26 protein-coding genes, 2 tRNA genes and 1 pseudogene are annotated in these 24,003 nt (G+C 36.5%); 10 read left to right on the forward strand and 19 right to left on the reverse strand.

From position 1 onward, the window contains the following. Positions 1–476: 476 nt before the first annotated feature. From pepF to MK482_RS07480, 5 genes are all read right to left on the reverse strand, one after another. Positions 477–2,273, reverse strand: a complete 1,797-nt coding sequence (gene pepF / locus MK482_RS07460; protein WP_268718394.1) for an oligoendopeptidase F — start codon at positions 2,271–2,273, stop codon at positions 477–479. 10 nt (positions 2,274–2,283) lie between these two features. Further along, positions 2,284–3,027: a 16S rRNA (uracil(1498)-N(3))-methyltransferase gene (locus MK482_RS07465; protein WP_268718395.1), complete on the reverse strand. Its 744-nt coding sequence runs from the start codon at positions 3,025–3,027 to the stop codon at positions 2,284–2,286. A gap of 1 nt (position 3,028) precedes the next feature. Next, entirely contained in the window at positions 3,029–3,979 is a 951-nt protein-coding gene (gene prmA / locus MK482_RS07470) for a 50S ribosomal protein L11 methyltransferase (RefSeq protein ID WP_268718396.1), read from the reverse strand. A gap of 137 nt (positions 3,980–4,116) precedes the next feature. After that, a complete protein-coding gene (locus MK482_RS07475; RefSeq protein ID WP_268718397.1) occupies positions 4,117–4,545 on the reverse strand; it encodes an NUDIX hydrolase in 429 nt (142 codons plus the stop codon). Positions 4,546–4,554: 9 nt separating this feature from the next. Then, complete coding sequence (locus MK482_RS07480; protein ID WP_261026744.1) at positions 4,555–5,025, reverse strand: DUF3013 family protein; 471 nt, start codon at positions 5,023–5,025, stop codon at positions 4,555–4,557. A gap of 115 nt (positions 5,026–5,140) precedes the next feature. Between MK482_RS07480 and MK482_RS07485 the strand changes: the two genes are divergently transcribed. The 4 genes from MK482_RS07485 (at position 5,141) to MK482_RS07500 (ending at position 7,754) form a co-directional block, all read left to right on the forward strand. After that, positions 5,141–6,412 (forward strand): replication-associated recombination protein A, encoded by a 1,272-nt coding sequence (locus MK482_RS07485; protein ID WP_001113233.1) that lies wholly within the window; start codon positions 5,141–5,143, stop codon positions 6,410–6,412. A 264-nt stretch (positions 6,413–6,676) separates the two neighbouring features. Further along, positions 6,677–6,749, forward strand: a tRNA-Lys gene (locus MK482_RS07490). Positions 6,750–7,103: 354 nt separating this feature from the next. Then, positions 7,104–7,619 (forward strand): DUF308 domain-containing protein, encoded by a 516-nt coding sequence (locus MK482_RS07495; RefSeq protein ID WP_000672744.1) that lies wholly within the window; start codon positions 7,104–7,106, stop codon positions 7,617–7,619. A gap of 62 nt (positions 7,620–7,681) precedes the next feature. Then, positions 7,682–7,754, forward strand: a tRNA-Lys gene (locus tag MK482_RS07500). 82 nt (positions 7,755–7,836) lie between these two features. Here the strand turns inward: MK482_RS07500 and MK482_RS07505 are convergent. The 11 genes from MK482_RS07505 to MK482_RS07555 form a co-directional block, all read right to left on the reverse strand. Continuing rightward, positions 7,837–8,964 (reverse strand): site-specific integrase, encoded by a 1,128-nt coding sequence (locus MK482_RS07505; RefSeq protein ID WP_261081844.1) that lies wholly within the window; start codon positions 8,962–8,964, stop codon positions 7,837–7,839. 3 nt (positions 8,965–8,967) lie between these two features. Continuing rightward, entirely contained in the window at positions 8,968–9,150 is a 183-nt protein-coding gene (locus MK482_RS07510) for a DUF3173 domain-containing protein (protein WP_261081845.1), read from the reverse strand. A 21-nt stretch (positions 9,151–9,171) separates the two neighbouring features. Next, positions 9,172–10,209 carry a replication initiation protein gene (locus MK482_RS07515; protein WP_261081846.1) on the reverse strand — a complete coding sequence of 346 codons (1,038 nt, stop codon included), beginning with the start codon at positions 10,207–10,209 and terminating at the stop codon, positions 9,172–9,174. 131 nt (positions 10,210–10,340) lie between these two features. Next, positions 10,341–10,604: a hypothetical protein gene (locus MK482_RS07520; protein ID WP_261081848.1), complete on the reverse strand. Its 264-nt coding sequence runs from the start codon at positions 10,602–10,604 to the stop codon at positions 10,341–10,343. 226 nt (positions 10,605–10,830) lie between these two features. Further along, positions 10,831–10,968, reverse strand: coding sequence for a hypothetical protein (locus MK482_RS07525; RefSeq protein ID WP_261081849.1), 138 nt, complete (start codon positions 10,966–10,968; stop codon positions 10,831–10,833). Next, positions 10,956–12,269 (reverse strand): FtsK/SpoIIIE domain-containing protein, encoded by a 1,314-nt coding sequence (locus tag MK482_RS07530; RefSeq protein WP_261081850.1) that lies wholly within the window; start codon positions 12,267–12,269, stop codon positions 10,956–10,958. Before MK482_RS07530 ends, MK482_RS07525 begins: the two co-directional genes overlap by 13 nt. Positions 12,270–12,480: 211 nt before the next feature. Further along, entirely contained in the window at positions 12,481–12,702 is a 222-nt protein-coding gene (locus tag MK482_RS07535; protein WP_261081851.1) for a hypothetical protein, read from the reverse strand. Between the two features lie 52 nt (positions 12,703–12,754). Then, positions 12,755–13,294 carry a hypothetical protein gene (locus MK482_RS07540; RefSeq protein WP_261081852.1) on the reverse strand — a complete coding sequence of 180 codons (540 nt, stop codon included), beginning with the start codon at positions 13,292–13,294 and terminating at the stop codon, positions 12,755–12,757. A gap of 181 nt (positions 13,295–13,475) precedes the next feature. Next, on the reverse strand, positions 13,476–13,952 hold the full coding sequence (locus tag MK482_RS07545) for a hypothetical protein (RefSeq protein ID WP_261081853.1): 477 nt from the start codon (positions 13,950–13,952) through the stop codon (positions 13,476–13,478). Positions 13,953–14,410: 458 nt separating this feature from the next. Then, positions 14,411–15,499, reverse strand: a complete 1,089-nt coding sequence (locus MK482_RS07550) for an AI-2E family transporter (protein WP_268718398.1) — start codon at positions 15,497–15,499, stop codon at positions 14,411–14,413. 9 nt (positions 15,500–15,508) lie between these two features. Beyond that, positions 15,509–16,798 carry a membrane protein gene (locus MK482_RS07555; protein WP_001062781.1) on the reverse strand — a complete coding sequence of 430 codons (1,290 nt, stop codon included), beginning with the start codon at positions 16,796–16,798 and terminating at the stop codon, positions 15,509–15,511. Between the two features lie 800 nt (positions 16,799–17,598). On the opposite strand from MK482_RS07555, the gene MK482_RS07560 reads away from it, so the two are divergent. Then, complete coding sequence (locus MK482_RS07560; RefSeq protein WP_268718399.1) at positions 17,599–18,744, forward strand: low temperature requirement protein A; 1,146 nt, start codon at positions 17,599–17,601, stop codon at positions 18,742–18,744. Between the two features lie 524 nt (positions 18,745–19,268). On the opposite strand, the gene mgaSpn is transcribed toward MK482_RS07560, so the two are convergent. Further along, positions 19,269–20,747 carry a virulence factor transcriptional regulator MgaSpn gene (gene mgaSpn / locus MK482_RS07565; protein ID WP_061590425.1) on the reverse strand — a complete coding sequence of 493 codons (1,479 nt, stop codon included), beginning with the start codon at positions 20,745–20,747 and terminating at the stop codon, positions 19,269–19,271. 375 nt (positions 20,748–21,122) lie between these two features. Between mgaSpn and MK482_RS07570 the strand changes: the two are divergent. From MK482_RS07570 to MK482_RS07590, 5 genes and pseudogenes are all read left to right on the forward strand, one after another. Next, a pseudogene (locus MK482_RS07570) lies at positions 21,123–21,358 on the forward strand (GlsB/YeaQ/YmgE family stress response membrane protein). A gap of 73 nt (positions 21,359–21,431) precedes the next feature. After that, on the forward strand, positions 21,432–22,004 hold the full coding sequence (gene amaP / locus MK482_RS07575; RefSeq protein WP_268718400.1) for an alkaline shock response membrane anchor protein AmaP: 573 nt from the start codon (positions 21,432–21,434) through the stop codon (positions 22,002–22,004). A gap of 11 nt (positions 22,005–22,015) precedes the next feature. Next, positions 22,016–22,186, forward strand: coding sequence for a DUF2273 domain-containing protein (locus MK482_RS07580; RefSeq protein ID WP_268718401.1), 171 nt, complete (start codon positions 22,016–22,018; stop codon positions 22,184–22,186). Positions 22,187–22,216: 30 nt separating this feature from the next. Next, positions 22,217–22,825, forward strand: a complete 609-nt coding sequence (locus MK482_RS07585) for an Asp23/Gls24 family envelope stress response protein (protein WP_000064110.1) — start codon at positions 22,217–22,219, stop codon at positions 22,823–22,825. Positions 22,826–22,855: 30 nt separating this feature from the next. Continuing rightward, positions 22,856–23,059, forward strand: a complete 204-nt coding sequence (locus MK482_RS07590; protein ID WP_000109954.1) for a CsbD family protein — start codon at positions 22,856–22,858, stop codon at positions 23,057–23,059. Positions 23,060–23,168: 109 nt separating this feature from the next. Here the strand turns inward: MK482_RS07590 and MK482_RS07595 are convergent, their stop codons facing one another. Together MK482_RS07595 and MK482_RS07600 are read right to left on the reverse strand one after the other, a co-directional pair. Further along, a complete protein-coding gene (locus tag MK482_RS07595) occupies positions 23,169–23,315 on the reverse strand; it encodes a hypothetical protein (protein ID WP_268718402.1) in 147 nt (48 codons plus the stop codon). Between the two features lie 165 nt (positions 23,316–23,480). Continuing rightward, on the reverse strand, positions 23,481–23,936 hold the full coding sequence (locus MK482_RS07600; protein ID WP_268718403.1) for a GNAT family N-acetyltransferase: 456 nt from the start codon (positions 23,934–23,936) through the stop codon (positions 23,481–23,483). Positions 23,937–24,003: the final 67 nt, after the last annotated feature.

Below are 24,003 nucleotides of genomic sequence, written 5' to 3' on the forward strand. Positions count from 1 at the left end.
TTTACTTCTGCATTTTTTACATCAGATTCTGAGACCTCAGCATCCTTTTTAGTTTCTGATTGGTTAACAGTTGACTTAGTCGAATGTTTATTTACAACCTCATCAGCTTGTGCATGACCATTAAAAGCTGTTACCATTGCAGTTGCAACGCCCAAACCAATCAACACTTGTTCCTTTTTCATAAAATCACCCTTTCTTTAAAATATTTACCTTATCTATACAAATCATATTATTTATATTTTACAAATAATCTTCTCTAGCCATAAATAGATTCAATTTTCTTTATAGCTTGCTCTCTCAATTAAATACAATCTGATAGAAAATGAAGTAAATAACTATCAATACCAGTTCTATAGCAAGTTCAAATTTAACATCACGACCTTCAACGGCATGTTTGAAAATAGCCACAGCTAAGCCAAGTATAATGACGCTTCACAAGCCCATAAACATCATTCTAGAACAATCTCTCTATTCCCCTACTTTCCCAACTCAGCACTGTAAGCGATAATCTGGTCAACCGTGTCTGACAAGAATTGAATGGTATCACGGAGTGGTTTATCTGTTGAAATATCAGCTCCGATAATCATGGCTGACTCAAGCGGTGTCTTGCTACCACCTGATTTGAGGAGATTGAGCCAGTCTTCAGCTCCAGTTTCTGAATGTTTCAGATGAAGGTAACCCGCAGTCGAGATGACTAGTCCTGCTGAGTAGGTATAGCTATACAAGCCCATATAATAGTGAGCTTGGCGCATCCAAGTCAAAGCTGCATCATCGTCGATTTCAATGGCATCTCCCCAGAAATCGGTCAAAACTTCCTTCATAATGCTGTTGAGTTTGCTCGCTCCAAAGGTCTCCCCTTCTTCAATCAATGTATACACCTTACGCTGAAAGGCTGCTTCCAAGAGGTGAGTAATGAAATTATGGAAGTAGGTGTCTGTCAAGCGGTGAGCCAGAGCGAAGCGTTTTTGACGAGGGTCGTCAGATTGGTGCTCCAAGTAGTCACTGAGAAGCAATTCATTGAAGGTTGACGGTGCTTCAACATAGTAGGTCGACATGTGGGCGTTGAAATAGCTTTGGTGATTGTCTGAAAAGATGAATTGACCAGAATGCCCGATTTCATGAATCAAGGTATAGACATCGCTCAAACGACCTGTCCAGCTCATGAGGACATAAGGGTGCACGCGATATGGATCCGCCGCATAACCTCCGGAATCCTTGCCACTGTTAGCAGCAAAGTCTACCCAGCGCTCTTCTTGATAGCGAGCAACTTCCTGACAATATTCTTGTCCCAAAGGTTCTACCGACTTCATGACCAAGTCATAGGCATCGTCGATACTTACCTCAGGATTCAGAGCGCTGTCCAAATCCAATTTCCAGTCTGCAAAGGTCATCTTTTCAAGACCATTAACCTTGGCAACATGCTTGAGATATCTCTGAGCGACTGGTGCAAAGTCCTTCATGATGAGGTCAATCTGACGATCAAACATAGCACGGTCTACTTCTTGCTCAGCAAGAAGATAGTCAAAAACAGAGTCGTAGCCCTTCATATCAGCCAAGAGTTTTTCAGACTTAACCTGGGCTAGATAGGCTGCGGCAGCCGTATTTTGGTGCTTACGAAGTCCTTCTGAGAAGGAACGGAAGGATTTCTCACGAACCTCAGCGTCCTCATGGTTTTGGTAGAAGTTCTCATAGGTAACAAAGCTGTTTTTGTAGGTCTTGCCATGGGCTTCAAAGTCAGCCATTTCAAAGTCTCCAGCACGCATCTTAGTGTAAATATCCTGCGGACTGTAGAAAACTTCACTCAGATTAGTCAAGGCTTTTTCTACATCTGCCCCTAGATAGTGGGCTTTTTTGATTTTGGCCTGACGAATGGCCGCCGTCAAATGAGGTAATTTACCCAAACGGTCTAAGACTTCCTCATCAGCTTCCACCAAGGCATCGTCAAAGAAGGTCAAGGCTACACTGGCATCTGTTTCAAATTCCATCCCAGCTTGGGCAATATTGGCAAATTCGTCATTGCTATAGTCTGTCGTCTGAGGCATAAATCCATAGTTACCAATATGGCTCATCTGAATGTAGATTTGTTCCAATTCCGCAAAGGCCTTTTCAAAATCCTCAAAAGTATGAAGATTGCCCTTGTAGTCACGGCTAAACTGGTTGATGTCTTCACGAGCCTTCTCGATTGCACGTAAGAAATCCTCACGGTCTTGGTATAGGGCTGTTAAATCCCAAAGTTCCTTCTCTGGAAATTCTGAACGGTGTTTTTGTTCCATTTTCTTCCTCTCATTTCTCTAATTCTAATAAAACACTAAGGGCTGATAAGGCGTAAAGCGGTGCTGTTTCTGCTCGCAAAATGCGAGGGCCAAGTCCTGCTAAGACTGATCCCTTAGCTTCGAAACTCTCAATTTCTGCAGGTGACAGGCCACCTTCTGGACCAAAGATAAAGAGCAGTTTGGCTCCTTTTTCAAGACCAGTGACTGCTTGCAGAAGCGCAGCGGCTTCACCTTCTTTGGCCGACTCTTCATAAGCCACTACGATACGGTCAAACTGATCAAGTTGGGCTAGAAAATCTGCTTTTTTCTCGAAAAGCTGAATACTTGGAACGATATTACGCTTGCTTTGCTCTGCTGCTCCAAGAGCAATTTTTTCTAGTTTTTCAATCTTTTTACCCAATTTCTTGCCATCCCACTTGGCGACTGACCAGTCGGCAGGAAAGGCCCATATTTGACTGGCACCCAGTTCGGTTACTTTTTGAGCGATAAACTCCAGCTTGTCTCCCTTGGGAAAGCCTGATGCGATGGTCACTTGGACAGGCAATTCCACATTGTCAGCTAATTCTTGGACCAATTCAAACTGACGATTTTCCACATCCAGCACACGCGCCAAGCGCTTAATTCCATCATCAAAAACCAAAGTAACCTCATCATCTTCTTTCAAGCGCATAACCTGAAACATATGCTTGATGGTTTCCTTGTCCTCGATGGTGACAGGAGAGACTGCACTACCCTTGACAAAATACTGTTGCATGCTAGCCTCCAATCACACCAGAGATATCCTTGGTCTTCTTAAAGACACAGGCATTCCATTCCCCTTGAATCATGTGGGTTTCAAGGAAAAATCCAGCTGACTCAGCCGACTCGCGCACCATGTCCCACTTGTCCTTGATAATCCCACTCATGATAAGGTAGCCTTCATCCTTGAGCAAGCGATAGGCATCCTCTGTCAGATGAACAAGGATATCCGCCAAGATATTAGCTACAATCACATCTGCTTCAATCTCAACTCCCTTAAGCAAATCTCCTGCTGCTACATGGATGTTTTCCATGTCAGGGTTGAGCTCAATATTTTCCTGAGCCACACGAACCGCTACATCATCCAGGTCATAAGCGAAAATTTCCTTAGCACCAAGCAGCGAGCTGGCAATAGAAAGAACTCCTGAACCAGTCCCCACGTCCAGCACCGTTTCGCCACCACGAAGAACCTGTTCCAAGGCAAAAAGGCTCATCTTAGTAGTTGGGTGCGTCCCAGTACCAAAAGCCATGCCAGGATCCAGCTTGATAATCTTTTCTCCAGCAGTCGCCTCGTAGTCCGTCCACGACGGCACGATGGTCAAGTCATGAGTAATACGAGCTGGTTCATAATATTTCTTCCAGTTGTCTGCCCAGTCTTCTTCAGCCAAGGCAGTGGTCCCCATTTTGATCTCTCCCAAATCCATAAAATCAGTTAGTTCCGCGAGACGAGCCTTCAAGTCCATTTCAACCGTTGCCACATCAACCGTATCAGGATAGTAGGCTGTGACTACGATTTCTTCTTGTTGCTCAACCTCAGGGAAAATCTCACCAAAACGGTCGACATTTCCCACATAGTCCATGCTGTCTTCAATCGCAACACCTTGAGCTCCCAGCTCAATCAAGAGATTGGAAACCAATTCCTCCCCCTCACGCTTAACTGTAACTTTTAACTCTTGCCATGTTTCCATATTTAAGATACCAAGCCCGTAAAACACAAAGCCAAAATAGGAAATTCTCTGAAGACGCTTGTGTCTAAGAGAAGTTTATCTTTTTGGCACAGTGTTTAGGGCGGGTTCAGTTTAGAAATTTAACCGAACCATCCTTTCTAATCACTTACTTTTAAATAATCTTTTAATCTCTCTTGCAACTGAGGTACAACTTGACTGGAACTAAGAAACTCCTCAACATTCATGAGCTGATAGCCCTGACCTTCATCTCCAAATACGATACTGTCAAACTGGTCCTGTGTCAACTGACCGACTAGAAATACAGATTGTTTATCCGCAAAAAGCATACTTGGATAAACCTTACTCCAAAGCAGACAATCCTCAGTCAGATGAATTCCCAGTTCTTCATAAACTTCACGCGCCACGCACTCAAAAGGACTTTCATCCCCCTCGCGTCCCCCACCGGGCAGTTCCCACATATTGGGCCAGGGAATGCTTGCCTTATCATCGCGTAAGATAGTCAAGAGCTTATCCCCACAAAACAAAGCAATCTTACAGCCTGTGAAATCAGAAATTTCTAGTTTCATGTCAAACTCCTAGTATCTCGGATAAGGATAAAACTCTCCCTCTTCCAAGCCAACTTTTCCTTCTTCAAAGACTTCTTGGTTCCATTCCATGACGAATTCTTCTGCTTCTGGGTCTTCCAAAAAGTCCATGAGGGCATCTAGTCCAACCTCGGCAGTATCTTTAAGGAATAACGCAAAATAAGCTAAAAATTCACGAGAAAAACCTTTTTTAGGTAGGTAAGGAATGACAGTCAAATACTCTTCCCCATTGACTGTTGACTTGGCAGGATTGTAAAAAAGCACTGCTTCCTCAAAGAGGATATCATCTGACGAAACCTCTCCATCCTCATCCACCATCTCCACACCTGTAGCGTTTTGCGCTTCCAATAGAAAACTCACTTCAACTGCGTGGTTACGCTTGTCCCAACTAATCTCAAAGTCAAAGGGAAAGTTTTTCTCCAACTCTTCCTCTAAAACATCTAAAAATCCATATGTTGCCATTTTGTCCTCTTTCTATGCGACTCTTAAATCGCCCCGATTGCTCGGAAATATGCTAAAATAGATACTACCATCTTACCACATATACATCAGAAAATCCACGCTAGAAAGGACTGCTATGCCAGACAATCTCGCGCTTCGCATGCGCCCTAAAACCATCGACCAGGTCATTGGTCAGGAACATCTGGTCGGACAAGGAAAAATCATCCGTCGCATGGTGGAAGCCAACCGCCTGTCCTCCATGATTCTATATGGACCTCCTGGAATCGGCAAGACCAGTATTGCTTCAGCCATCGCTGGGACTACTAAGTATGCCTTTCGAACTTTCAATGCGACAGTTGATAGTAAAAAGCGACTGCAAGAAATTGCGGAAGAGGCTAAATTTTCAGGTGGACTTGTACTACTCCTTGACGAGATTCATAGACTAGATAAAACCAAGCAAGACTTCCTCTTGCCTCTCTTGGAAAGTGGACTGGTCATCATGATTGGCGCTACAACTGAAAATCCTTTCTTCTCTGTCACTCCTGCCATTCGCAGTCGCGTTCAAATTTTTGAGTTGGAACCTCTGTCTAACCAAGAAGTCAAAGAGGCTCTACAGATAGCTCTAAGTAACCCTGAGCGTGGTTTTGATTTTCCAGTAGAACTAGATGAGGATGCGCTGGACTTCATCGCAACCTCTACAAACGGAGACCTGCGCTCTGCCTTTAACTCACTGGATTTGGCTGTTCTTTCTACCCCTGAGAATGATAAGGGCATTCGCCATATCACTCTAGACATCATGGAAAATAGTCTTCAGAGAAGCTACATCACTATGGACAAGGATGGAGACGGTCACTATGATGTTCTATCTGCCCTGCAAAAGTCTATCCGTGGCTCAGATGTTGATGCCAGTCTTCACTATGCTGCCCGCTTGATTGAGGCTGGGGATCTGCCAAGTCTCGCTCGTCGCTTGACCGTTATCGCCTATGAAGATATCGGTTTGGCCAACCCTGAAGCCCAGATTCATACCGTGACTGCTCTGGATGCTGCCCAGAAGATTGGGTTCCCAGAAGCCCGCATTCTCATTGCCAATGTCGTGATTGATTTGGCCCTTTCTCCAAAATCCAACTCAGCCTATGTAGCTATGGATAAGGCACTTGCTGACCTCAAAACATCAGGGCACTTGCCTATTCCGCGACACCTGCGTGATGGACACTACAGCGGAAGCAAGGAACTAGGGAATGCCCAAGACTATCTCTATCCACACAACTATCCTGGAAATTGGGTCAAGCAAGACTATCTACCAGAAAAAATTCGTAATCATCACTATTTCCAAGCAGAAGATACTGGTAAATATGAACGGGCTTTGGCTCAAAGAAAGGAAGCTATCGACCGTTTGCGAAAAATCTGAAATCCTTTTCAAAAAATTGCACTTTCCTCTTGATTTTTTTTGAAAAAGTGGTATTATATAAACATAGAAACGCTGTGGTGTACGACTTCACACTTAAGTGTTGACCGACTATTTTTTGTATTATTAGGGAAACAAAAGTCTTCTAACAGCATGTAGGCCGTCTCACACGGAAACAGCTTCAGTTAGAGCGAGTTGCCCACCTGCTTAATTGCGCGGGTTCAATACAAACCGTGAAGTTTCGGCACCAATACAGCTTTTTTCTTTGCCTCCTTAGCTCAGCTGGCAGAGCAGCGGACTCTTAATCCGTGGGTCACAGGTTCGATCCCTGTAGGGGGCATCTAAATACAACAGGAAAAAGCCTTGTAAATCAAGGCTTTTTTTGCTTGTCTATAACTGATTTACCCCATCATTTGTCCCACATTTTAAATCTATCTTTTCTTTTTGAATCAAATTACATCTTTACAAATAGTGTAAAGCCAGTTACTTTTGCTTTGATGCCATACAATATTTTCATGTAGAGAAGACAAATTTTATCTTCTCTTTTTATTTTCAAAATAATAAAAACTGATTTTCTTTTCATAAATCAGACTGAAACTTCCAAATTTTCCATTTTGTTTATTGATATTTCCTCTAAAAAGGTGTATAATATTTTTATTATCAAACTATACTATACTATATAGGGGGTATTGAAATGAAATTTTCTAATCGTTTATCGCTATTCCTTGCAGGAGTTGTTTTTGTCCTTTTAGGACTTTTCCTATTTACAAACCCAGTAGCTAATCTTGTTGCTTACAGCTGGTGGATTGCATTTGGTTTACTGGTTTCTTCTATAGCAGCTATTTTAGGCTATTTCTCTGTACCAAAAGAGCTTCGCTCACCAGCTCATCTTTTCCAAGGGATTGTTAATCTTCTCTTAGCTCTTTACCTCGTTGCCTATGGCTTTGTGACGCTGCCAGTTGTCATTCCAACTATTTTAGGAATTTGGTTAATTGTAGAAGCCATTATAGTTTTCTTTAAAGGCAATCGTCTGGGATTGATTTTCCCTATTATTGGCAACCATATCATGTGGATAGCGTTGCTTGCATTTTTACTAGGTCTAGTGATTTTGTTCAATCCAGTAGCTACAAGTGTCTTTGTCGTTTATGTCGTTGCCTTTGCATTTTTAATTGTTGGTTTCACCTATATCCTTGATGCCTTTCGTAAATAATCTAGCTGCCATTTTGGGCATATTAAAATAGCTGGGAAGTTACATTCTCAGCTTTTTCTGTTGCCTCCTTAGCTCAGTTGGTAGAGCAGTAGACTCTTAAGCTATGGGGCGCAGGTTCGAGCCCTGCAGGGGGCATCTAAATACAACAGGAAAGGTCTTGATTCCAAGGCTTTTTTTTGCTTTCCTTTTAAAAATTGTCGTGCAATTTGCCGTGTTTTTACAACAAACTTTTCACAGCCATAAATTCCTCACTAATTTTCTCCTCCAATGTATGACCATAAACTTCAACCAGCATAGAGATATCTTTGTGTCCTAAAATTTTCGCAATGACTCCCAAATCGATGTTATTGTGCCATAGGTAACTACCATAAGTGTGTCTAGCACCCTTGGTACTAATTATCGGAAAAATCTCCAGTTCCATTAACATTACCTTTATAGCCTTATTAACTGTTCCAATATCTGGAACATCGTAGGCATAGCCAAAATGCTGAAAAATCAAATTATTTTTATTGTCAATGTTTAATTCTTTGTTTGTTTTTAGTTGTAACATTTTCAATGTTTTTAACAAGGAAAGCATATCTGAAGTAATGGGAACTAATCTTATTGAAGTATTGTTTTTTGGTGGAGTAAACTTATGAATAGCGGTATTGTAACGACGATAAGTTTTAACTTGCTCTCCAATCTCATCAACATCATCCCAAGTCAAAGCTATCAACTCAGAAAAACGCATCCCAGTTTTAAAAAGAAAATAAATCACATACGGTACAATAGATTTCTGATAATCAAACTTATTTTTCAAATACACTAAGACTTTTTGATAGTCAGATTCAGTATGTAAATACTTTTCTTCAACCTTTTGCCCACTCTTAGTTGAAAACAAATCTACATAAGCAGTAAAATCTTCTATCACTACTTTATCAGCAATAGCCATCTGTATGCTTGCTCGAATACAAGAGTTTAATCTCCCCAAAAAATTTCTTGAGGCACTTTTCCCATATTCATTCATGATTTTTTGATACTCGCTGGGCTTAATTTGTGATACAGGTTTATCTCCAAATAGCCTTTCGATGACCTTTTTTCTCATGATGTATTTCTTTTTTGTGACCTCACTTCTACTACTAGGTAAAATTTTTAAATCAAGCCATTCTTGATAAAGTTCCGATAAAGTCATATTAGAGCGCAAAACACTCCCAGTATTTAACTTATGAAGAACTTTCTCCGCTTCTATTTTAGCTTCTCTTTTTGTCTTGAATCCACTCCTATGGAGTAGACTCTTACTCCTCTCACGTATAGAGAACGACCAAAGCCTTTTCTTCCCACGCTGTTTATATTCAATATAAGCCATTTTTTAAAAATCCATTCCTAACAACTCTTTTACAATGGATTTAGGGACTACCATTAATCGTTTACGTTCATAAAATGTATACCCTCTGGAGACAAGTATATCTCTAGCTTGATGAATAATAGCGTTAGCTGTTGATGGTCTATAACCCATGGAAATCAAATCCTTATTCGAAATCGTATCTTTCATACCGTTACCCTCTCATTATTCTTAGTTTATTGCTAACTTTGGAATATCGCCTTGTAACATAGAATTCATAAACTCAAAAAAATTTATCAAACAAGGCTCTTGATTAAAGATTTCAACAAAATCTAAAGCATTTTGAAAAAAGACATTCAAATTAACTTCAGAGATACTTTCGGCAAGTTTTTTATACTTAGCTACCGTTCGTTTATCAGATTCTGCAAATAATTCAGGTTTATTGCGAAGAGCGAAAAGATAAATCTTCTCATTAACACCTAAATTATTAAATTCTAAGCCTTTAAAATTTTCAATATACACTGGAATTTTAGCTAAGAATGGCAATCCATTTTTTAATTCTTTTTTTATGTTGCCTTCATTATAGAATTTATACTCAATTCTCCATAGATTATCGTATTGCTTATAGATTTCTATTTCAGCCATATCTCCACTATCCATACGTTCTTTAAGTTTATTATAAGCGGTTAAATGATAATTACCTTTAGGAGCACCAAAATCCATAGTTTCAAGTTTCATTCCCTTATAAATAGGGCGATACATTACTTTTGGCCAATTCACACGTAAAGCCGATAAATCTCGCTCAAAATCATAGGCTAAATGAAAAGTAGATATTGCAATGTTAGACATGTATGGAAACAGTCTATGAAAAACAACAAGAAAGTTCTTTTTTGAGACTTTCGAAGGAGTAAATTCAATCTTTAAAGGTCTTTTGTTCATCTTAATAGACGCAACTGGGGTATACTCGATATACCAATTCTCTTTTTCATCATCAAAGAATTGCCCTTTGTAACTAGATAGTTCACCATTCCTAGTTAAATTTGGCTCGACTACACCAAAGTAATCATATAAGATAAAATTCCCACTAAGAATCTCAGAATGAAATTCTTCACTAACTTCAGCGGTTAAACTTAGTTTATCTAATTTTAGACCAATAAACCCATACTTCAGAGATACTTCCTCTTGAAATTTGGAGTAACTCTTATTAGACATTTGATGTATACTTATCGGGCTATTAGAGGGAGCCCGATTTAAAACTTCTTTATCCATGAAATTTCTCCTTCAAAAAAATAAAGTTAAAACATTCTATATACTTAAATTTTAGGGCAAGACTGCCGTTCCACTGACCACGCTCCACTTGCCAGCAAAGCTGGCAGGCCCAGTCTTACCCTAAATATAAATTATTTAATTTTTGCCATTTCAATCAATTCTGCAAAGGTCCCAATCTTTCTGGATTGAGTTACCTCATATTGGGCATTTTGACCAAATGAAGCATTATTAACAACTTCAACCTCATAAAGGCCTGGAGCAGAGAAGACAGCTCCAAATTTTGATTTATCGAAATGCATACCTAGGTCACTCCAACAATCATTGAGGGTGGAGACTTTTATCCAGCCTCGCTCTTTTTTAGTAGAGATAGCTAGAACAACAACAATTTCTTTCATAGGTAAAATCCTTCCTAATTTCAAATAATAATAATACAGCTTTTAACGTCAATCAGTATTGGACATAAAGTACATTTATTCGGACGTCTGTCCGACCGGCCTTGTCTTCCGCCGGCTGCAGGATGGCATTTTGAAAATGAATAAAAGAATTTTATTCATCTTCAAAACGCTTAAGATTCATCACATACCACAGATATATTTTAAAATCATATTATTAAATATCCTTTTATTCCAGCTCATCAACAATAAACATATGAGCCATATTCATTGCTTTTAGCAACGCCTTATATGGATTGGTATCAGATTCATAATCCTTCATTACATTTCCATCTCCTAGCTTCACAAGGATTTCTACTTCACACATTCTTCATCCTTCTTATAATCTTTAGCAGCACATTCCCATACTGGGAGTATTGTCTCAAATACATCTCTGTCAAAAATTGGGGCTTGAAATTCCTTAGGAGGCTCACGCTCTATAGAGTAAAGTCCTACTCCCTTATCTTTCTTAACATTGGGTACATCTGCCGTGCCAAACATCATATTACTACATTCCTTACTCGGGTGACTTCCAAGGAATATAGCATTTACAAGCTGTTCTCTGATATTCGTAGAAAGGCTATCGGAACGAGGCTGTTGCATCACAATACAGACCCCCATAGATAAAGACCTTGCTTTTTGAGCAACGATAGCAACCATATTTTCAAAATCTTTTTTAGCCTTACTATCCATAGAAGCCACTAACGATGAATACTCCTCTATCAGTAAAAGTAAAGGAGGAAGGCCTAAGTCTATGCCAATACTATCAAACAAATCACTTTGATTATAGATTAGCATACGTCTATCTAGCTCCTTGATATACTGACGCAAAATTCTAAAGGCATCCTCATTAGTTGTTCCATAATTTCCTACTGGAAGACCAGAAAGTTTGCATAATTTATAAATATCTGACATTTTTGGGTCAATCACATATATTTTTGCATGTTTCCCATTTACGGTCTGAGCTATGAAACGAGTCAAGTAATAATATGTAAAAAATGATTTTCCAGCACCTGACGCGCCAGATATAAGCATTGAAAAGTTTTTTCTCAAATCGATAACAAAATTATCATAGATTTTAATTTTCAAACTATCATCTTCAAGAGGGAGGAGGGAGGCGATATGCAGACGTTCGGGAACTATATAACGAAACTTATATTGCATACAAGTCGGGAAAAGTTCCTGAGACTCCAATGTAATTCCCAAAGACGTCCCAAGATAAAGTCCTATGTCACAAAGCTTATCTACATATTCGTCTCCACACAAGATAGCATTCACAAAAATATAGCCATTTTTAAAATAGTATTCTAAAGTAGCAGAACTTAATACAATCCCTTCAGATGACTTGTATAACCCCTGTCTTTCAATAACAAAAAGAATACACTCCCTAACAATTAGAGATGGTCTGACCAAATCAATCAAACATTTTAAATAAATATTTAAACGATAGATTAGAAATAAGCCAAACGACAAAATTAATATTCTTAAAAAAAATAAATTCAGTATACTAGTAATACTAATCAAAGCTAAAAATGAGCTTAGTAAAACAAATATATGTAGGCTTCTAACTCTTTTCGTCGTTAAAATATAACTATTCATTAAAGAAACTGAATTATTTACCTTTATCATAAGCTACCTAAATTTTTTTAAAATATCTCGAACTAAAGAATATAACACTATTATTTTAAACTTTATAAAATAATAAATAAATATAAAAATGAATGGAGTAGCAAGAATTGAGCAAAGTAGGGACATACCTTCTCCCGTTGGCTTAAATACAAAAATGGAGCACACCATCAATATTGTAGCAATACAAAAAGCTAATCTCATTCGTCTGATATCATTCATGAGTTTCACCTTTTTTGATTTTCAAAACCTCTAATAATTTGGCAAACATCATTGGAAGTTGCAATAAAATTAATGTAACCCCCAAGCATAAAGCTACTTTGACCGATTGATACGGAGAAAACGCTTTAAATTCAAGGTGAGCTGAAAAGCCACCTAAAACCGAAACTATAAAATATAGGCTTATAAAAGCATTTTGACAAAAATTTTTAAACATATTTTTTATTCTCCTTTTTTAAAAAAATATAGAAAAAGGGAGGGGCTCTCCCCTAAGATAATGCCCCGGCAAGAGCTTTGACTAGATAATTATGTTTTACTCTTTTCCAACCCAATTGTCCTAGAACATAATAATACAGGTCAGGGTGAATATCAAACTCATGCTCAACTGCTAAAATAATACCTTCATCGGCTTTTCTAGAATATGAACGATGTTTTTCTTTAACAAGTTCGATAACCTCATCTGTAATGAAATTAGAAGTATTAGTATTGTAAAAATACGATTCATTATGAATTTTCTTTGAGGTAAATATATCATCAGCTAAACAGGTACCTGTGATAACATGAAATAACTGACAAGCTCTGTCCCACATATCCAACAAACTTGCTAAATACTTAACAGATAAATGCTTTCCATTAGATGTATTTTTAAGCTTTTTTGCATATGGTAATGCATCTTTTGAATTGTATTTGTGTAAACCTCCGACAACTGCATCTGGAACATATCTTGATAATCTATCACAATAGCCTTGTTCGATAACATCATCAAAAGTATGAGTTTTTGTTTTTGGAACTATTTTTTTTGAATTCATAACATTATTTCCTCTCAAAATTAAAAATTAAATATGTGCATTATTATTTCAATTAGTCTTTACTCTGGGTGAGGCTCTTGCAACATTCATCTATCTTCTCCTTTTGTAAAAATAGTCTGCATAATATAGACATGTAGGCTGTTTATATAGACCTCAAAGTCTCAGAGGTCTGTATAAAATATCACAAAAAAATTTTTTTATAATATGCAAATACTAGCAACTTAATAACGTAACTCATTCTAACTTGTCTCACCATATCCTCACTCTTGAAAAGAGTCTGGTATTTCTCTAACTCAGAAATTATATCATCTTTAAGATATAATCTTGGTGTTAAGGTTCCTATCTCCATCTCCTGCTTTACTAGTGTTAGCTTCATTTGACTTGCCAATTCCATCCACTCGGATTGAGTATAATTCTTAGTCTCTTGAAACGCTTTTTCAATCACACTAGAAGATGAAACTTTGAAAAATGTCGTGATTGAAACGGCTCCTAAAAGTGCATGTTTTTGTTCTAACTTTTCCATAATTAGATATTCAAATTCTTCCATGTCCCCTTCCTTAATTGACAAATCTAAGACTTTCTGTACCTCTTCCTGTAAACATTCTAGCCAAAATTTTGTTTCATAAGCCAATCTAATATTCATATAAGTTCTACTCATATTCCACTCCTCTTTGTCTATGTTATGTAGACTATTTTAACATTATTGGTTTTGGAAGTCAAGCAAAAACACAAAAAAATTTTCCAAAATTAAATATTTTATTGTCTTTACAACAAATGAATCTTTTGAAATGTTGATTAAACAGGCATTGTGCTGATTTAATTTCCTCTGTTTGCCCCCTCCAAAATTTCAATTTTGGAGTGAATTTGACGTGCAACATACTATCCACAAACTCACAAATTCATTTAAACATTACAAAAACACCATAAAATCAAGAACATCTAAGCAACATATCTCCTACAATTTCTGCAGGGGGCACATCTAAATCAACAGAAATAAGCCTTGAAACCAAGGCTTTTTTTAACGTCTAATAGCTTTTTGTAGAAAAGTATTTAAAAATAAAAGAGAAGAGAATCTCTCACTCTCTTCTCAGTATATCTTATTAAATTTAGTTTTTCTTAATCTAGCTGATTTTCCTTTGCAACGACAAATTCCTTAACCAATCGATAGATAACAGCAAATATCGGTGTAAAGAATATCATCCCAAGTAAGCCAAAGAGATTGCCTCCAATACTAGCAGCCGCAAGCGTGAAAATAGCTGGCAAACCAATAGATTGACCTACAACTCTAGGATAAATAAGGTTTCCTTCAATCAGCTGTATAACTTGATATAGAAGAAGAGAAAGTAAGGCTTGAGTAGGACTCACTGTGAAGATAAAAATCGCTCCCACAACACAAGCAATCATAGGCCCTACATAAGGAATGAACGATAGCACTCCTGCAAAGATACCTGTCATTACTCCATAGGGTATCCCAAACACGCTGTAACCAACCGCTATCATAACTCCTATGATAACTGCTTCAATCAGCTGACTCATCAAAAATTGGTCATAAGTCTCTAGTGCTACTTGTCCAATGTAAGTCAACTTTATCACCACCTTCTCTGGAAGAAAAACTTTTAGAAGTCGACTCGTCATCGCTGCCAAATGTTCCTTACTGGATAAAAATAAAAAGGTGAAGACTATAATCAAAAAGGCATTCATCAAACTTGAAAAAATATTGCCGATATTACTAGTCAGACCTGATAAAAAACCTATCAAAGCTTGGCTAATAGAACTAGATTGTCCCTGTATGCCTGATACGATAGTTGACAACATGTCTTTGGTTACAAATTCCGAGCTGCCTAGCAATTTCCCAAGTTGAGTAAGGACTGTTGAAAGGACTGTTCCCAGCTGACTAATAGTCTGGGCTAGGGTTGGCAGCACCAAAACCAAAAGAGCAATCACGATTAAGATAAGAGCTAGGAAAACAAGTACCATGGCAATCGGACGGCGCAACCCTGCCTTTACCTTCATTTTAACTAGGAATTCTTCAATTTTTTTCATGGGAACATTGAGCACAAAAGCAATGACAGCACCATAAATCAAGGTAGAAGTTACTTCAAAGAGAGATACTGCCCCTGATATAAAGCTTGATGCATTCAGAATTACAAGAGTAACCAGCCCTATAAAAAGTATTAATGGGGTGTATTTTTTTACTAAATTCATAAATTCTCCTTAATAAACATGTTTAGATACGACTATACTATTTGGTTTTTCAAACTCTCGGTCAAGGTAAGCTTGGTAAGTTCCTGGTGCGATAAATCCTTTGGGTGAGAGGATATCGGTGCCAGCCTGACCGACTATGGTATCAGCCAAGAGCACACAGTTTGTAGATAAGACAAAGTAGGATTTAAACTTAGATTTGATAAATTTATAAAGTTCCCCATCTGTCTCATGTCTGATTTTATAAGCGTAGGTGTAGTCTTCCTTACCATCACCTGTCATGATTTTATCTGCACTTGGCTCCCATGGAATCGTCAGTTGTTTCAATTCAGCCAACTTTTTCTGAACTGCTTTTTCCATTTCAGGCGTCAAATCTATCCCATAACCAAAAAGCGTTTTTTGACTCTCACGTTTACATAGGTCAATGTACTTGTCACGATCACAGAAATATAAGACACCATCTCCTACCATGCCAAATAAGGTCTCAGAAGACGGATCATAGTTGCCATAAGAAATAACACGGCCTTGATAGCAGATATCCACATGACCAATTGCCGAAAACAGAGAGGTCTCAGCTGTATGAACAAAAATTTCAAGCTCCGCTGTCTTACCAGACTTCACCATTCCAAGATGGATATCCTCTCTCTCATCAGCATTTTCCTGCATGAATTTGTTGATTTTTGCTAAAGTTCTTGCAGGGATGAGAGCGGCTAGGACAATAGGTAAGCTAATTCTAATACGACGTTTGAGATGGTTTTTCCCAATTTCCCCTTCAAATAAGAAACCGTCACGGATATTGGACAGACCATAAAGGAAAAAATAAGCCCCTAATACAAAGAGTTGAAAGACAGAATTTCCTGTAGAGGACAAAAGACTAGTCCCACCAAGAAAAACTAGTACGAGTCCATCTAGTAAGAGACGAAAACGAGGTCGAATTTTGTTTTTGCGGTAGAGAACATAGGTGACAAGGTTAATACTAGCATGAAAAATCTGATAAACTCCAATCACAAGAGCCAAAATATAAATCGGCACATCCGTCGCAAGATTGGAGCCAAGCAAATATCCCAGCACTAACAATTTAACCAGTGCAACTCCCAAGGTGTCCGTTGACTGACTTTTTTTGAAAATACGTAATACTAAATCTAAGACCGTTGCTATCCAAGCTAAAAACAGAACCAGTCGAATAACCTTTACTGGCAACCAAGTCCCCGTGACCATCAAGATGAGACCTAGCAGAACAAACAAGAACCCCTGAGCAAGTAATTTCTTACCTGTCAGACCTAAAGATAGAATTTTCGCCATATAAAAACCTTTCAACAATAAAAATTAAACACTCCGATTAAACTGACTAGTAAATAGCCAACACTACAAACAGCCTGTGCCAGCAACATATGGTGACTAGAAATGACTGTAGTAATGTCACCATCTTGTCTTATGCACTTCTAAAATTTGTTATATTGATTAGAAGCCAGAGCTTATAAAAACTAGCTAAACTCGAGAGATAGACACAATTGCGACGAAAAAATGTATAACCAATTCAACTTGTTAAGGTAAGAAAGCATTATTTCCAATCTATTAATTATTCATCTATTACCTATTATGACACAATATTCCCTATAGTTCAACTTTTTACTTGTTTTTATATTACACGGACTAAAAAGTTTTCAACAGTTGATTGCATGTGTTTTAATAAGTTTTAACCTTTCTTGGTTAGATAAAAAAAGAACCATACAGTTTAGAATCTGTATGGTTTTTGCCCCACTTTTGTCCCATTTTTAAATCATGACATTGAAAATACCTAAAATCACTTATATTTCAATATTTTTAATTGCTCTCAATATGAAAGTCCTTTCCAAATCCCTGTAGGGGGCATCTAAATCAACAGGAAAAAGCCTTGGAATCAAGGCTTTTTTGTGTAGTCTTAGCACTAAAAAACGATAGAAAAAACACCCCTTCTGAACTGCACCCCAAAAGTTAGACAGAAAAAACCTAACTTTTGTGGCGCAGTTCATTCGCGTCACATGAAGTTATTTAAGCATCTCCTTTTTTTTTACCATTTTCTGTTATAATAAATTGTACTTCTAAAATAGAAAGGTCTTAAGATGACAACTCTTATTAAACATAAACGTGTAGAATTTTCAGAACTTTTTTATGACTTAGTTTTTGTTTTTGCAATTTCAAAAGTAACTACTTTAATTGACCATCTTCATAACGGTATTTTGACTTGGAATTCTTTGCTTGATTTTTTCATGTCTGTCTTGCTTCTCATCGATTCCTGGATGATTCAAACCGATTATACCAATCGCTATGGAAAGAACTCTTTATTTAACATAGTAATCATGTTTATCAAAATGGGAATTTTACTCTTTATAGCCAATATGATTGGACCTGATTGGCAACAATATTTTCATTATCTCTGTTGGGCTATTGGTACATTAACCCTTACCTTATTTTTTCAATATTTGGTTGAATTTTTTAGAAAATCAACCGATGATGTTAATCGGGAAAGTATCAAAGGTTTTCTATGGATAACAGGTCTACGAAGTTTAGAAATCTATCTAGCAGCTCTTCTTCCTATTTACATTGGAGTCTATATCCTTTATGCTAGTATTCTGCTAACATTTATTACGCCAATTACCTCGATTAGTAAAGATGATCATTACCAGGTAAATCTCCCCCATTTAATCGAGCGCATCTCCCTTCTTGTCATTATTACGTTTGGAGAGATGATTATGGAGCTAGCTAACTTCTTTACAATCGAGAATTTCTCGATTTATTCGGTTCTTTATTTCATTATTATGCTTTCTCTGTTCTTGTTTTATTTTGGTCAATTCGACCATGCTATTGATGAAGAATCTAATCAAAAGGGACTATTTCTAATTTACAGTCACTATCCTATTTTCATTGGACTTCTTATGATGACCGTTTCGATGAGTTTTCTTCTGAATCCTGAAACTAATCTTCTCTTTGCAACCAGCTTCTTTTATATCGGAATTGGCCTCTTCCAAGCTGCTGTCCTAGCAAATGGGCCCTATAACAAACACTATCTTCGCTATTCGAAAAGTTACTACTGTGTCCAAGCTACACTCTATCTGGCTGCCTTGATTCTCTCTTTAATCTTTGCTTCTAATCCTATAATAGTAGTAAGTATTACAACCATTTTAGCTCTAGCTATAGCTATTCATTCTATTTATTTTTATATGACACAGAATAAAAAATATTCCAAATCTAACTGGGAGTTATTTTAATGAGTTTATAACATTAAAAAGCTTTGGGAACCAAGGCTTTTTTTCATTAATTTGTTTTTCCATTTTATCCTCCAATTTGATCTCGCACTGACATTTATTTATAACAAAACTATATATCTAGAATAGCATAATCATTAGGTATTATAGGTTTTCAAACCAAATACGAGTCATTCGTTTTTGCCCCACTTTTGCCCCATTTTTAAATCCTGACATTGAAAACACCTAAAAGTATTTCCCTAAAATCAGCTATATTTCAACATTTTTGTTTATTTTCAATATGAAAAGTTCTTACAAATCCATGTAGGGGGCATCTACATACAACAGGAAAAGCCTTGGAATCAAGGTTTTTTTCGTATCTTCTACAAAAAAAGCAAGAGTTTTAGAGGACTATGACTCTAGATGTACATTTTACTTAAATGACTGAAGGTCTTTTCTTAATAAAAACACCCCAAAAATTAGATTTTTTCTGTCTAACTTTTGAGGTACAGTTCAAAACGCGAAATAGCATTTTTTATTTTAGGTTACTAATCTAATCGAATAAACATCATGGCATTTAACAAAGATATGAGTGAGACCGTGTTTATATTATTTGAATAGATCAGTCTCTTATTTTCAATCGGAGGAATAATAAAATTAGAAATGATGATATCATAAGGCGATTCTTCTAAAGATTCCTTTGATAATTCTAATTCAGTCCAAACTTCAAGTTCAAAATTGTTGCTGCAATAATAAGAAAGTGTCTCTGCAACGGATTTTGCATGATACTGATCAAAATTACTCATAACCAGAACCTTCAGCTTTGGCTGATTTTGTAGTAGATTAAGCACCAAATGTTTGGTATGAGTGATGAAGGTATAAGATAGATGATTTACCATCATTGAACTAGAACAAACTTCAAGAGTCTCTAAATAATGAGAAAGCTCTTTTTTTACATCTGAAACAAATTTAGGGAAAATATTTTGAAAATTCCTGATTGTATTCCCTTTTTGATCAAATAAAATAAACTCAGTGGACAACTCTTGACGATACAGATGTGCGGTATTATGCAGATGCCAAATCAGATTATCCTTATTCTCAATCTCAATCTGATACTTGACTGAAATCTGATCAATAGAATCACTCAATAGATGGTAAGATTTTTCAACATAGCTATCCTTTTTTACGCATTTCATAAAGAGACTTTCATCTATGAAAAACATTTTTTGAAAGTAAGACACAAATAATTGGCAAACAACTTCTTCATCTAAAGAGATATTGTATTCTAATTCAAAATTCTTAGCAACACCTTCTATTCCTTCTGCCTGCATTAAAAAATCCAAACTTTGATCGTTAAAAGAGTCTTTCTCTACTTCCATGAAATGACCAAACTTTATTCTATATAGGTTCGTAACTAGGAGCAACTTTAGCATTCTATGAGTTGACAAATTCATTGGAAAGCTTGTTTCCTTATAAACCAATTCTAACAATTGAGATAGGGGCTCTGATGAAAAATTTTCAAATGGCCATTCTAGGAAATAATATTTTTCTGAAAAATATTGTGCAAAAAAGTAACGAATATCTCTCTCATTTCCAATGATTTGAACAGGGGTCAGACTGATTTCAAATTGAAATTGCTTTTTAATCACTTTATTGATTTGGCTAATAATACGATAGAGCGAAGATGAACTGATATAAAATTCTTTACAAATACTCTCGGCTTGACAACCTTCATTAAAGAAGATGAATTCTAAAATCGAAAAATGAGTTGAATGTTTAAAGAAATGATGGTAAACCATTTCAATATCACTATCATCGGTATTAATAATGCGTATACCATTAGTAGAAGAATGAAAAATCAAGTCAGGAAAAGCAGATTTAACATGGGATAGATCATCTTTGACTGCACGTTCTGTACAATTTAATAACTCTGCTAGTTCAGAACGATGAAACCAACGTTTATGTTCAAATAATAATTCTAATAATTCTAATTGCCTATGACTTTTTTTAGATAATAAATCTCTCATGAATGTCTTTCTCTCTTTATAAATTATCGGATTAAACCTCTTGCAATTATACCACAAAGAATAGGTATAACATGCTGTAACGACTTTTACTAAGATCCTTTATTTCGTATAATAACACTACGGAGGCAATATATAAACAATTTTCTTATTTTACCGTCTATTGAGGGCGTGAATACAGAATCAAATTCAAGTCGAAAGATTATATTTTTAATTTTAAAAATTATATAATAGCAACAATCAAAGAATTTGATTTTTTTATATTAAAATTATATAATAATCAAAATAATTGATTATTTTGTATTAAAATTATATAATAACAACAATCAAAGGAATTGATTTATTTTTTGATATTAAAATAAAAAAGGAGGGTAAGCAATGTTGTGGTCTATCATTGCTGGAGGTCTTATTGGACTTGTAGCAGGTAGAATCACTAAAAAAGTAGTTCTATGGGAATCGTCGCAAATGTATTCGCTGGTTTAGTCGGGTCATCTGTAGGATAATCCCTCTTAGGTAGTTGGGGCCCATCCATCGCTGGAATGGCTTTGATCCCATCTATTGCAGGAGTAGCAATTGTTGTTACTGTAGTATCATTCTTTACAGGTAAAAAATAATTACTTGTAGAATAAACTATTTTTAAATCAATGACGGTAAAAATAGTTTAATGTTAAATCGAAAGGATTGTATATGTCAAAAGCAAAGAAAATATGTTTCATTATTTTCTGTATTTTAATCTTGACAATTTTCCTTCCTGTTTTGATAGATTATCATCAAGTTAGTGATCTAGGCATTCAGCTATTTAGCTGGAGACAGAATCATTTCGTTGAATTCTATCTCTCTAGATATATATTCTGGGGGATAGTGGCTCTATCAACTTTAGTTTTGTTATCGATGTTAGTTGTGTTGTTTTATCCTAAACGTTATTTGGAAATTCAACTTGAAACTAAAAACGATACATTAAAATTAAAGAATTCTGCAATCGAAGGTTTTGTTAGAAGTTTGGTAAGTGATCATGGATTGATCAAGAACCCAACTGTTCATGTAAATTTACGAAAAAATAAATGTTTCGTTCATGTAGAAGGTAAAATTCTTCCTGCGGACAACATCGCTGACAGATGCCAACTAATTCAAAATGAAATAACTAATGGATTGAAGCAGTTTTTTGGTATTGAGCGTCAGGTGAAACTAGAAGTTCTAGTAAAAGACTACCAGCCTAAACCAAAACCTCAAAACAAAAAGACTGTTAGTCGTGTGAAGTAAGGAAGTAAAAAATGGAATGGCTTAAACAATATCGATATCCAATTATCACTGGTCTCATAGGCGTATTTCTCGCTTGTTTGATTATCTCCTTTGGCTTCTTCAAAACAATATTTGTATTGATTTTAGGAGTACTGGGAGTTGCAGCTGGATTATATATCGAAAAAAACTATATAGATAAATAAAAATTACTAATTTAATTAAAGGAGTTTCATATGTCAAACGAAAAAAACATTAACACTAACGTAGAAAAGAAAGATGCTACTGCTGTAGCTCACGAAATCAAAGGGGAACTTACTTACGAAGATAAAGTTATCCAAAAAATCATTGGTCTGTCACTAGAGAACGTTTCAGGTCTTTTGGGAATCGACGGTGGTTTCTTCTCAAATCTTAAAGAAAAAATCGTTAACAGCGATGACGTAACAAGTGGTGTTAACGTAGAAGTTGGTAAAACACAAGTCGCAGTTGACTTAAACATTATTGCTGAGTACCAAAAAAATGTTCCAGCTTTATATTCAGAAATCAGAGAAATCGTATCTTCAGAAGTTGCTAAAATGACTGACTTGGAAGTTGTTGAAATCAACGTAAACGTTGTCGACATCAAAACTAAAGAACAACATGAAGCAGACTCAGTAAGCCTTCAAGATCGCGTATCTGACGTTGCTGAATCAACAGGAGAATTCGCTTCAGAACAATTCGAAAAAGCTAAATCTGGTCTTGGATCTGGTTTCTCAACTGTTCAAGAAAAAGTTAGCGAAGGTGTAGAAGCTGTTAAAGGTGCAGCAACTGGTGTAGTATCTCACGAAAAAACTCGTGTAAACTAAGATAAAATAAATATAACAGGAGAAATTATCATGTCAGTAGAAGAAAAATTAAATCAAGCTAAAGGTTCTATTAAAGAAGGTGTTGGGAAAGCCATCGGTGATGAAAAAATGGAAAAAGAAGGAGCAGCTGAAAAAGTTGTTTCTAAAGTAAAAGAAGTTGCTGAAGATGCCAAAGACGCTGTAGAAGGTGCTGTAGAAGGTATCAAAAACATGCTGAGTGGCGACGATAAATAAGGCTAAAAGCTACTTTATCTTTTTAGTAACATTAGTCAAAAAAGTCTGAGTCAAGATGATTCTCAGAAAACAAAAAGCTAGAGATTTCCAATTGCGGAACTCTAGCTTTTTAATTTCGCCTCTTTCTCTTATTATATTTCAGCAGGTTGTTGACCGTGAGTACGAATCCCATGTCAATTCTCACTTGACGCTTACCTCTCAGATGACATCTCTTATAATCCAAACAAACCTTTATCTGCCCAAAGACAGATTTCATATCAATCTTACGTTTAGCGAAAATTTGTCAACCCTTGAAAGATAAAAGTGCCTGATATTCTTTAGTTTTTAAACACCGGTAACGTTCATTCATATACAGTCCCTTTTGAGGGGCTGATTCAGGTTCATAATCGCAGTCAACATTGATTTCAAGGCTATTTGCTTTCTATCTCCCCTTTTTCATAATGTATTTTCGTATAGGTGTTTCAACCATTTGAACGATTTCAAATCCTTCTTTTTGGTAAAGATTGTAAGCTGTGTGATTTGCCTCGTAAACATTTAGAGAAATAGTATCTATGTCTTCATTTTCAAAGGCCAAACTAACAAATTTCCTTAAAGCCTGGCTACCTAAGCCTTGCCCCTGTTTCTGGGGGTTGATAAAAAATCTCCCGATATGAAGATTACTGTCTTCTAGCCTGATTTTCTGTATAAGCCCGACAAACTCTCGTCCTTCAAAGATTGAAAAGATTCCTTCCAAATCTTGCAAAACTTGAATTGTCAAGGGAAAAGGAATCATTGGTCCCATCCATTGTTCTTGAAAGGATTTGCCGAGGGAGTTGGACCATTGGCATACGAATTGAGCGTTTTCTATACTCACCTTTTCTTCAAAACGAATTGTCATCTTTGCCTCACCATCTTATCTATGTTTCTCCATTATACTACTTCTCCTATTTTTTACGAATAGATAA

It is taken from the genome of Streptococcus mitis (assembly GCF_026782865.1).
GTDB classification, from domain to species: Bacteria; Bacillota; Bacilli; order Lactobacillales; family Streptococcaceae; genus Streptococcus; species Streptococcus mitis_CG.